The 10,598-nt window shown below is 71.8% G+C and carries 11 protein-coding genes; 5 read left to right on the top strand and 6 right to left on the bottom strand.

Features of this window, described 5'->3' with window-relative positions; all coding sequences use genetic code 11:
- Together AB7U92_RS13590 and AB7U92_RS13585 are read left to right on the top strand one after the other, a co-directional pair.
- A partial coding sequence (locus tag AB7U92_RS13590) for a cytosine permease (protein ID WP_428577605.1) occupies window positions 1-304 on the top strand: 304 nt, incomplete at its 5' end.
- 32 nt (window positions 305-336) lie between these two features.
- On the top strand, window positions 337-1,086 hold the full coding sequence (locus AB7U92_RS13585) for a GntR family transcriptional regulator (protein WP_428577602.1): 750 nt from the start codon (window positions 337-339) through the stop codon (window positions 1,084-1,086).
- Between the two features lie 15 nt (window positions 1,087-1,101).
- On the opposite strand, the gene AB7U92_RS13580 is transcribed toward AB7U92_RS13585, so the two are convergent.
- Window positions 1,102-1,992 carry a pirin family protein gene (locus AB7U92_RS13580; RefSeq protein WP_428577599.1) on the bottom strand — a complete coding sequence of 297 codons (891 nt, stop codon included), beginning with the start codon at window positions 1,990-1,992 and terminating at the stop codon, window positions 1,102-1,104.
- A 138-nt stretch (window positions 1,993-2,130) separates the two neighbouring features.
- On the opposite strand from AB7U92_RS13580, the gene gstA reads away from it, so the two are divergent.
- The 3 genes from gstA (at window position 2,131) to AB7U92_RS13565 (ending at window position 4,361) form a co-directional block, all read left to right on the top strand.
- Entirely contained in the window at window positions 2,131-2,739 is a 609-nt protein-coding gene (gene gstA, locus AB7U92_RS13575; RefSeq protein ID WP_428577596.1) for a glutathione transferase GstA, read from the top strand.
- 10 nt (window positions 2,740-2,749) lie between these two features.
- A complete protein-coding gene (locus AB7U92_RS13570) occupies window positions 2,750-3,115 on the top strand; it encodes a hypothetical protein (protein ID WP_428577593.1) in 366 nt (121 codons plus the stop codon).
- A 118-nt stretch (window positions 3,116-3,233) separates the two neighbouring features.
- Window positions 3,234-4,361 (top strand): ABC transporter substrate-binding protein, encoded by a 1,128-nt coding sequence (locus AB7U92_RS13565; protein WP_428577590.1) that lies wholly within the window; start codon window positions 3,234-3,236, stop codon window positions 4,359-4,361.
- A gap of 12 nt (window positions 4,362-4,373) precedes the next feature.
- Here the strand turns inward: AB7U92_RS13565 and AB7U92_RS13560 are convergent, their stop codons facing one another.
- From AB7U92_RS13560 to AB7U92_RS13540, 5 genes are read right to left on the bottom strand one after another with little or no spacing between them, the layout of a single operon-like run.
- Window positions 4,374-5,954: a thioredoxin family protein gene (locus AB7U92_RS13560; RefSeq protein WP_428577587.1), complete on the bottom strand. Its 1,581-nt coding sequence runs from the start codon at window positions 5,952-5,954 to the stop codon at window positions 4,374-4,376.
- 37 nt (window positions 5,955-5,991) lie between these two features.
- On the bottom strand, window positions 5,992-6,867 hold the full coding sequence (locus AB7U92_RS13555) for a cobalamin-binding protein (protein ID WP_428577585.1): 876 nt from the start codon (window positions 6,865-6,867) through the stop codon (window positions 5,992-5,994).
- Between the two features lies 1 nt (window position 6,868).
- Window positions 6,869-7,648, bottom strand: coding sequence for an ABC transporter ATP-binding protein (locus AB7U92_RS13550; protein WP_428577582.1), 780 nt, complete (start codon window positions 7,646-7,648; stop codon window positions 6,869-6,871).
- On the bottom strand, window positions 7,645-8,646 hold the full coding sequence (locus tag AB7U92_RS13545) for a FecCD family ABC transporter permease (RefSeq protein ID WP_428577579.1): 1,002 nt from the start codon (window positions 8,644-8,646) through the stop codon (window positions 7,645-7,647). The genes AB7U92_RS13550 and AB7U92_RS13545 overlap by 4 nt, the downstream gene beginning before the upstream one ends.
- Before the next feature lie 16 nt (window positions 8,647-8,662).
- On the bottom strand, window positions 8,663-10,501 hold the full coding sequence (locus AB7U92_RS13540; RefSeq protein ID WP_428577576.1) for a TonB-dependent receptor domain-containing protein: 1,839 nt from the start codon (window positions 10,499-10,501) through the stop codon (window positions 8,663-8,665).
- Between the last annotated feature and the right edge of the window lie 97 nt (window positions 10,502-10,598).

Below are 10,598 nucleotides of genomic sequence, written 5' to 3'. Positions count from 1 at the left end.
CTTCGCGGTGCTGGTGGTCGACTACTACATCCTGCGCCGCCGCACGCTCGACCTGGCTCGCCTCTATGCGGCCGACGGCCCCTACCGTGGCGTCAACTGGGCCGGCATCCTGGCCTCGCTGATCGGTGCGGCGGTGGCACTGTCGTTGCCGGCCATCTCCTGGTACGCCAGCCTGCTGCCGGCCGGCCTGAGCTACTGGCTGTTGATGAAGCACTGGGCGCCGTGCCGGCGCTTCCTCGACGACGAGGCGGGCGCCGCCGCCCCGGCCACGATGCGCGCACCGCACGCCGCGGCCGGCCGCTGAATCAGGACCACGGGGCTGCCTAGAATGCCGGCATGCCCCGAGCCCGCCGCGCGATGAAGCCCGCCGAAACCCCGAGCGCGGAAGCGCCGGCCGAGGCCGCCGGAGAACGCGGCCCGAGCGTCGAGGACATCGCGCAGGACATCGCCACCGCCATCATCGAGAAGCGCCTGCCGCCCGGCACCTGGCTGCGCGAAGAGGCGCTCGGCCGCGTCTACTCGGTCAGCCGCACCAAGATCCGCGGCGCGCTGCTCATGCTGGCCAAGGACAAGCTGGTGGAAACGGTGCCCGACAAGGGCAGCTTCGTCAGCCAGCCTAGCGTGCAGGAAGCGCGCGAAGTCTTCTCGGTGCGCCGGCTGCTCGAGGGCGAGGTGGTGCGGCTGTTCTGCGCGCGCGCCACGCCGGCAGACTTCGACCGGCTCGATCAGCATGTCCGCATGGAGCGCACGGCGCTGCGCGGCCCGTCGCCGGGCAGCGTGCGCGAGCGCCTGCTCGGCGACTTCCACGTCGTGCTCGCCGAGGCCTGCGGCCACCGCGTGCTGGCCGAACTGGTGGCCGAGCAGGTGGCGCGCAGTTCCCTGATCGCGATGCTCTACCAGTCGAGCAACGATCCGCACTGCTCGACCGACGAGCATGCGGAGTTCCTCGCCTTGTGCCGGCGCGGCGAGGTGGAGGCGGCGGTGCTCAGCATGAACGAGCACCTGCTGCGCGTGGAGGCCAGCCTGCGGCTGGAGCGCGATGCGCCCGACCGGCAGCTCGACCTCGTCAAGGCCCTGCTGATGTGAGCGGCGGCGCCCGGCTCAGGTCGCCAGCACCCCGCGCTGGAAGTCGGCCACCGCCTGGTGCAGCTCGGGCACGGTATTCATCACGAAGGGCCCGTACTGCGCGATCGGCTCGCGCAGCGGCGCGCCGGCGACGAACAGGATCTGCGCGGCCCGCTCCCCGGCCGGGGCGGTGAAGCGCACGCCGTCGGCCTCCGGTTCGTTGCGCAGGATCGCCATGTGCTCACTGGCCACCGGCGAGCCGCCGATCTCCACCGCCACGCCACCGTAGACGTAGGCGAAGGTGTTGTGGCCGGCCGGCACCGGCAGCTCGAACGTCGCACCGGCGGGCAGCACGATGTCGAGCACGAGCGGCTCGGTGGTCGGGCGCGTCACCGCGCCGGTCACGCCGTGGGTGGCGCCGGCGATCACTCGCACCATGGTGCCATCGGCCAGCGTGAAGGCCGGCACCTGCGCCGGCGGCACGTCGCGGTAGGCGGGCGGCTGCATCTTGTCCTTCGCCGCCAGGTTCACCCACAGCTGGAAGCCGGCCATGCGGCCTTCCTCCTGCTCGGGCATCTCGGAGTGGATGATGCCGCGCCCGGCGGTCATCCATTGCACGCTGCCGGGCTCGAGCAGCCCGGTGTTGCCCACGCTGTCGCCATGCCGCATGCGGCCGGCCTTCATGATCGTCACCGTCTCGAAGCCGCGGTGCGGATGGTCGGGGAAGCCGCCGATGTAGTCGCTGGCCGCGTCGCTGCCGAAGGCGTCGAGCATCAGGAAGGGGTCGAGCCGGTGCTGCAGCGGCTGCGTGAGCACGCGGGTGAGCTTGACGCCGGCGCCGTCGGAGGTGGGCTGGCCGCGCACCAGACGCTCGACGCCGCGCGAGCGGGCGATGGACAGGGCGATGGGGTCGGCAGAGGTGGTCATGGCTTCAATGTAGTGCCGCGCCCGCGGCCCTTCGAGTCAGCGGTTTTGCACGCCGCGCTGAATCCCCTTGCACGACGCGGCCGCGCAGACTGGCTGTAATGGCACCCTGTCGATCATCACCCCACGAAGGGAGACTCCTTGAAGCTCTACTACAGCCCCGGCGCCTGCTCGCTCTCCCCGCACATCGTGCTGCGCGAAGCCGGCCTGGCCTTCGAGCCCGTGCTGGCCAGCACCAAGACCCACAAGCTGCAGGACGGCACCGACTACTACGGCATCAACCCCAAGGGCTACGTGCCGCTGCTCGAGCTCGACAACGGCGAGCGCCTGTCCGAAGGGCCGGTGATCGTGCAGTACATCGCCGACCAGGTGCCGGCGAAGAAGCTCGCCCCGCCGGCCGGCACCATGGCGCGCTATCGCCTGCAGGAGTGGCTGAACTTCATCACCAGCGAGCTGCACAAGGGCTTCTCGCCGCTGTTCAACCCGGCCGTGCCGGAAGACGCCAAGCCGGTGTTCCGCGCCAAGCTGGCCGATCGCTTCAAGTGGGTGGACAGCCAGCTCGCCGGCAAGCAGTACCTGATGGGCGACGAGTTCAGCGTGGCCGATGCCTACCTCTTCACCGTGACCAGCTGGGGCGGCTACGTCGGCGTGGACACCAGCGGCCTGGCCAACCTCGGCGCGTTCATGGCGCGCATGAAAGCCCGCCCAGCGGTGCAGGAAGCCATGAAGGCCGAAGGCCTGCTGAAGTAAGCTGGGCGGCATGAGGCGCCTTGCCCTGCTGCCGCTCGCCCTCGCCGCGCTGCCCCTGGGCGCGGCGGGTGCCGAGCCCGCGCTCGGCCGCTACGAGGGGCGCTGGTGCGTGGCTGTCGGACAGGCCTCGGCCGACTGCGGCCCGGCGCAGGTCGACGTGCTGCGCCAGCAGCGCGTGAACGTGCGCATCGCCGACATCGTCTATCGGCTGAAGCTGCACAGCAGCCAGGTCGACGTGGTGCTGATGCACGGCACCATGCAGATCGACGGCTTCTTCGCGCCGTACGAGTGGGTCGGCAACTCGCTGCAGTTTCTCGACCTCGAGAAGCGCACGCGCTACGAACTGACGCTCGCGCCGAGCGCTAAGCAGCGCTGAAGCGGCCCCGCGTGCGCACTGCAGCACAGGACTGCTGCACGAACTCGGGTTAACCCTTGGCCCCTTGAAGGCTGGTGATCGCGAGACTCCGCGCCAGTCTCACTCCAGCAGTCACTTCATGATCCAGCGTCGACAGTTCGCCGCCGCACTCGGTGCAGCGGCGTTCGCCCCGCACCTGCGCGCGGCCGAACCGGGCGTCACCGACAGCGAGGTGGTGTTCGGCCATACCGGCATCCTCAACGGACCGCTCGGTGGCCAGATCAAGGTGATGCTGGCGGGCGCCGAACTGGCCTTCGCCGAATCGCGCGCGCAGGGCGGCGCGGCCGGCCGGCGTGTGCGCATCGTGTCGCTCGACGACGAGCTCAAGCCCGACCGCGCCATCGCCAACTACGAGAAGCTGCTCGGCGACGGCGTGTTCGGCTTCTTCGGCTGCGTGGGCTCGGCGACCACGGCCGCGGCCGCACCGATGCTGCAGAAGTCGGGCGCGCCCTGGCTGGCCGGTTATGCCGTGGCCGACACGGCGCGCGAGCGGCTCAAGGGCAACGGCTTCTTCGTGCGCGCCACCACCGGTCGCGAGGCGCAGTCGCTGGTGCAGCACCTGACCACCATCGGCGTCACCAAGATCGGCGTGGCCATGCTCGACAACCCGGGCGGCAAGGAAGCCGCCGCCCTCGTGGATGCCGCGCTGTCCAGCCACAAGCTGCAGGCTGCGGCCTCGGTGTTCCTCAAGGGCGACGCCAGCAACGTCAAGGAATCCGCCGACACGCTGGTGAAGGCCGCGCCCCAGGCGGTGATCATGTACCTGGGCGGCGCGCTGCCCGGCGAGCTGATGAAGGCCGGCTGGGCGCAGGGCTTCAGCCCGATGTACTACGGCATGTCCATCGTCGCCGGCGAGGTCACCGTGAAGGTGGCCGGCGAGAAGGCGCGCGGCCTGGCGATCTCGCAGGTGATGCCCTACCCGTGGAGCGAGAGCGACCCGGTCACGCGCGAGTACCGCCGGCTGGCCGAGGCCGCCAAGGTGCCGGTGGGCTACTACAGCTTCGAGGGCTACCTCAACGCGCTGGTGCTGCTGGAGGGCCTGCGCCGCAGCGGCCGCGAGCTGACGCGCTCCCGCCTGATCGGCACGATGCGCAACCTGAAGATGCGCACGGCCAGCATGGACCTCGACTACGCCGCCAACGGCATCACCGGCTCGCGCTTCGTCGAGCTGGTGCAGGTGACGCACGAAGGCCGCTTCGTGCGCTGAATCCCGGCGGCCTCAGGTCGTCGCTGCAGGGCGCAGCGCACCTTCGCAGACGCTGCGCGATTCGCCGCTCGGGAGCTTCGCGCAGACGGCGTCGAGCCGCTGCTGCAGCCGCTGGCGCATGGCGGCGTGCTCGCCGACCGGGTCCCAGTCGCGCAACAGCGTGCCGATGCGCTGCATCGAGCGGCCGCTGCGCGCCTCGAAGGCGTCGGGCTGCGCCGCGGCCTCGTCGATCAGCGCCGCGGCGGTTGCCTCGATGCGTGCGGCGTCCTTGGGCGCCAGCTCGACCAGCGTGCGCAGGTAGCCGGCCCCCCATTGCAGCCGCGTGGCCGCGCCCTCGCTCTTGGCGAAGGCCTGGGCCGACCAGTCGAGCGCTGCCGCCGTGTCGCCGCGCTTCTTCGCATTGGCCGAGAGCTGCGACATCAGGTAGTAGGGAGAGTGGCTGCGAGCCAGGTTGGCCTGCAGCAGCGCATCCGACTCGGCCAGCAGCGACGCCTGCTCCAGCGCCCAGGCCACGGTGGTGATCACCGCCTGGCGCTCGTAGCCGTCGGTGATCTCGCGGTCGAAGCGCGAGGCCATCTCGCGCAGCTCGACCTGAAGCGCAGGCAGCTTCTCGGGCGCGGACAGCTTCACGCGCGCCACCAGGGCCATCACGCGGTCGGCGCGCGACAGGCCGCCATCGGCCTGCAAGCGCGCCAGCGCGGCGTCGAAGCCCTTGACCAGTGGCCCGCGCTCGGGTGAATCGGCCGCGGACAGGGCGGCGACGATCTCCTTGGCACTGCCGGCGAGCACGTCGACGTGCCGCCGCGATTGCGCCGCATCGGCCAGCAGCGCGGTCACGGCCGCCCGCTGCTCGACCGCATCGGCCACCGGCGAGGCCTGGGCGTCCTGGGCGGCCAGCGCCTTCAGGCGCAGCCGCATCGCCGCATCGGCCGACGAAGGCGGGCAGGCCTGCGCCAGCTCGCGCAGCAGCGGCCCCGGCCCCTCCTTGCCGACCAGCTGCTGCTGGTCGGTCTCCCAGGAGTACCAGGCGAGCAACCGCCAGTCGGCATCGCCCAGCCCCTGGCCTCCGGCGCGCGCCGCGGCCAGCAGCTCCTTGGCAGGACGCTGGGCGGTGAGCGCCAGAGCGAGCACCTCGTTGTACTGCTGCGCATCGACCTCGCCGGGCAGGCGGGTCAGCTCGCGGCCGTCGCGGCCGAACACCACCGTGGTCGGGTAGCCGCGCACGGCGAAGCGCGTGCCGAGCTTCTGCGCACCGGGCTTGTCGCCATCCACGTAGACCGCGACGAAGGCGCGCGAGCGCTCGATGAAGTCCTGCCGGTTGAACAGCGTCGCCTGCAGCTGGTTGCACGGCGGGCACCACTTGGCGCCCCAGTAGACGAACACCGGCTTGCCCTCGGCCTTGGCGCGCACGAAGGCGGCGTCGACTTCCGCGTCGGCAGCGGCGCGCACCCAGTCGATGCCGCCGTCGTTCGGCGCGGACTTCGCGGCGGTGGGCGCCGTGCTCGTCGGTGCCTGCGCGGCCTCCTGCTTCGAGCAGGCGGCCAGTGCGGCGGCGGCGATCAGGGCGAGGGCGAATGAAGCGGCGCGGTCCATGGTCGGCACTCCCGGGCGGTGCGCGCAGTGTGCCGCATCAGCGTGCGGCTCGCAGGGCGTCCAGCTTCGCACACAGGCCGTCCAGGCCTTCGACGATGCGGTCCGACGAACGGTGCAGCGTGTCCGGATCGATCACGACCAGCGCACCGCGGCGCACCGCCTTCATCTGCCCGAGGCGGCGCCAGCCCTCCAGGCCATCGGGCGCGTCGCGGCCGCTGCGGCCGGTGACGATCGCGTCGGGGTCGGCGGCGACCACGGCCTCCTCGCTGACGGTGGGCGTGAGCGGCGGCAGCGTGCCGAACACGTTGCGCACCCCGCACAGGGCCAGGCCCTGCATGACGAGGTGACGGTCGTTGAAGGTCAGCAGCGGGCGCTGCCACACCTGGTAGAAGACGCGCAGCGGCGGCCGGCCGGCGTAGCGCTCGCGCAGCGCCTGCAGGCGCTGCTCGAAGGCGGCGGAGCGGGCCTCGGCAGTGCCTTCCGTCCCGGCGAGGCGGCCGAGGCGGCGCAGCGTCTGCGCGATGTCTTCCAGCGTGCCCAGTTCGCTGGCATAGACCGGGATGCCCAGCGTGGCCAGCCGCTGCAGCTGCTGCGGCGAGTTGCCGTCGCGCCAGACCACCAGCAGGTCGGGTTTCAGCGCCACGATGCGCTCCAGATCGAGCATCGCGCTGTCGCCCACCTGCGGCAGCTTCTTCGCCGCCTCCGGGTAGTCGGCGAAGGCGCCCACGCCGACCACGCGATCGCCGGCGCCGGCGGCGAACAGCAGCTCGGTGAGGTGCGGCGCGAGGCTGACGATGCGCTGGGCCGGGCGGGGCAAGGTGATCGTGGCGCCGCTGTCGTCCTTCACGATGACGGCGAACGAAGCGGGCGCGAGACACACACCCAGCAGAAACAGGAAGACGATCCGCAGCATCTCAATCGGCGACGAAGACATTCCGGTTGCCGTATCGCTCCGCCGCCACCGGGTGGCCGAAGGCGGCACTCAGCACCACCTCGTTCATGGTCGACTCCATCGGCCCCTGGTGCAGGTGCCGGCCCGGGCCGATCACCAGCACGTGGCTGGCGAAGCGCGCGGCGAGGTTGAGGTCGTGGATGGACATCAGCACCGCACGGCCGCGCTCGCGCACCAGGCGGCGCAGATGGTCGAGCGCGGTCACCTGGTGGTGCAGGTCGAGGTGGGCGACGGGTTCGTCGAGCAGCAGCAGCGGCGGATCCTGGGCGAGCAGCGCCGCCAGGCCGACGCGCTGGCGCTCGCCGCCGGACAGCGTGGTCACGTCGTGGTCGGCCAGTCCGGCCAGGTCCATGGCCTTCAGCGCCGCATGGGCCAGGCGCCGGTCGTGTTCGCTCTCCCAGGCCCAGCGGCCCAGGTGCGGGTGGCGGCCGAGCAGCACCACGTCGGTCACCGAGGCGCTGAAGGCGTCGTGCTGCGCCTGCGGCAGCAGGCCGCGCTGGCGCGCCAGCTCGCCCGGCGCCCAGTCGGCCAGCGGCTTGCCCTTCAGCATGACCGTTCCGGCGGCTGCCGGCCGCAGCCCGGCCAGTGTGTGCAGCAGGGTGGTCTTGCCGCAGCCGTTGGGGCCGAGCACGCACCACAGCTCGCCACGCTGCACCGACAGGTCGAGCGACTCGATCAGCGTCCGCGGGCCGGCGGTCACCTTGAGGCCCTTCGCCTCGAGCAGCAGCTTGCTCGCCGTCATCGCCGCCCCCCGCGGTGCAGCAGCAGCGCGATGAAGGTCGGCACGCCCAGCAGCGCGGTGATCACGCCCACCGGCAGTTGCTGCGGCGCGACCACCGTGCGCGCCAATGTGTCGGCCAGCAGCAGCAGCGTGCCGCCGGCCAGCGCGCAGGCCGGCAGCAGCACGCGCTGGTCGTTGCCGATCAGCAGGCGCAGCGCATGCGGCACCACCAGGCCGACGAAGCCGATCGCGCCGCCGCTGGTCACCGCCACCGCGGTGGCCAGCGAAGCCAGCGCATAGACGTAGCGGCGCAGCCGCACCACCGGCACGCCCAGAGACTGTGCGGCGGCGGTGCCGCGCAGCAGCACGTTGAGCTCGCGCGCCAGCGGCCAGGCCAGCAGCAGCAGCGCCGCCAGCAGCAGCAGCGGCCAGGCGCCGGTCTCGCTGCCGCCGAGATCGCCGGCCAGCCAGAACAGCATGCCGCGCAACCGCGCCTCCGGCGCCAGCATCAGCATCACGGTGATCACCGCCGACCACAGCGCCGCCAGCATCACGCCAGTCAGCAGCAGGCGCGGCGCGCTGTCCAGCCGCGCGGTGGCGTCCAGCCGCGAGAGGTCGCGCTGGGCCAGCGCGAAGACCAGCACGATGGTCGCCAGCGCGCCGGCAAACGCGCCGGCCTGCATGGCCAGCGCGCTGCCCGCCACCAGCATGGCCAGCAGCGCCCCCACCGATGCGCCGCCCGAAACACCCAGCACGTACGGATCGGCCAGCGGATTGCGCAGCAGCACCTGCATCAGCGCGCCGGCCAGGGCCAGCAAGCCGCCGACGCCGAAGGCGGCCAGCGCGCGCGGCAGGCGCAGCGCGTGCAGCACCTGCGAATCGCTGCTGGCGTCGGGCTGCGCCAGCAGGCGCAGCACGTCCAGCGGCTGCAGCAGCACGCTGCCGCTGGCCAGCGCGAGCCACCCCGCCACCGCAGCCGCAAGGGCCAGCAGGAGCCAGAGTTTCAGCGCGCGTGCCATGGTGCGCGAGTGTGTCCTACAGCCCCGCGTAGGACAGCGAGACGAACAGGTTGCTGCCCGGCGTGTTGTAGCCCTGCACCAGCTCGTAGCGCTTGTCGGTGACGTTGTTCAGCCGGGCCGCCAGCGTCCAGGCCGGCGTCACCGCCCATGAGGCGTTCAGGTTGACCAGCGCATAGCCGCCCATGCGCGAGGCCTCGCTGTTGCTGGCCGCGCCGAAGCGGTCGCCGCTGACCACCCACTCCACGCCGCCGCGCCAGGCGCCGAGTACCACGCCCAGGCTGGCGCTGCCGTACTGGCGTGCGCGGCGCACCAGGCGGTTGCCCGTGTCGGCGTCCTCGGCGTCCTGGTGGGTGAACTCGCCGCGCAGCGTCCAGACATCGGCGCGCCACGCGGCGTCGACCGTGGCGCCGCGGATGCGCGCGCGGTTCACGTTGATCACCGTGGTGAAACTCGGGTCGACGGCGATCAGGTCCTTCACCCGGCTGTCGAAGACCGTCACGCCGCCTTGCAGCGCGCCGCCGTCGTGGCGCAGCGCGAGTTCGGTGCTGCGCGCACGCTCGGGCTTCAGGTCGGGGTTGCCGGAGAAGCCGAAGCTCAGCGGGTAGTACAGGTCGTTGAAGCTCGGCGCCTTGAAGGCCGTGCCCACGCTCGCCGAGGCGCGCCAATGCGGATTGAACTTGTACCCCCAGGCCAGCTTGCCGGTGCCGTGCGAGCCGAACTGCGAATCGTCGTCGTGTCGCGCCGAGGCCTCCAGCAGGTGGTCGCCGAAGCGCGCCGTGTAGCCGGCGAACACGCCGCCGAAGCGCCGCGAGGTCTGCGTGAAGGCCGTGTCGCTGGCCACCTTCTCGCGCCGCCACTCCAGCCCCGCCACCCACTGGCCGCCAAGCGCGGCCACGTCGTTCTGCCAGGTGAACTGGTCCTGGTCGGTGTCGAAGAAGCCGGGAAAGGCGCCCTCGGTGCGGATGTGGTCGGCACCGCGCGCCAGGCGCAGCAGGCTGCGCCAGTCCGTGCCGAGCTGGTTGCGGCTTTCGAGTGCCACCGTCGACAGGCGTTGGCGGTTCACGTCGTCGGTGCCGGGCCCGGCATCGAACTCGGTGCGGCCGCGGCTGGCCATCGCGCGCACTGCCAGCGAGTGGCCAGGGGCGATCGTGTGATCGGCGCTCAGCCCGAGGTTGGTGTTGCGGTAGCCGTCCGCATCCGGGTCGAACGAGAACGCGTTGTTCTCGTTGGTGGCCGAGAAGGCGTGGCTGTCGCGCCAGCCGGCCTGCAGCGACAGCCGCGTGGCGCCGAATCGCCGCGCCAGGCCGATGCTGGCCTCGGTGGTGTCCCATTGGCCGAGGCCGACGCTGGCCTCGGTGCGCTCGGCGTCGGCATTCTTGGTGAAGACCTGGATCACACCGCCGATCGCATCGGCGCCATACAGGCTGCTGCCCACGCCGCGCAGGATCTCGATGCGTTCGATCTGCGCCAGCGGAATGTGCTCGAAGGCATTGGTGCCGGCGGTGGCGGAGCTGACGCGCACGCCGTCGACCAGCAGCACCACGTGGCCGGCATTGCTGCCGCGGATGAACAGGCCCGAGACCTGGCCGGGCCCGCCGTTGGCACTGATCTCCACGCCGCCGCGGATGCGCAGCAGCTCGGTCAGCGACATCGGCCCGGCGTTGGCGATGGCATCGGCATCGATCACGCGCAGGTCGGCCAGCACGGTGTCGATAGGCTGCGGCAAGCGCGTGGCGGTGACGACCACCGGCTGCAGCGACTGCGGCTCGGCGGCGATGGCCACGAAGGGAAGGGTGGACGAGACGAGCAGGCCCAGGCCGCGCAAGGCGGACGGCCGACGAGAGGAACGGATCATCGAGAGGCTCCAAGCAGCCAGCGTCCCCGCAGGCTGCGTTGTTGGCATGTGCCGGAGTCGGTGAAGAGCCCGGCGGCTGCGCTTGGCAGGCCGGTAT

It is taken from the genome of Piscinibacter sp. (assembly GCF_050175855.1).
GTDB lineage: Bacteria > Pseudomonadota > Gammaproteobacteria > Burkholderiales > Burkholderiaceae_C > Piscinibacter.
Note: the sequence above shows the minus strand (reverse complement) of the source record. Positions and strands in the feature narration are given on the sequence as shown.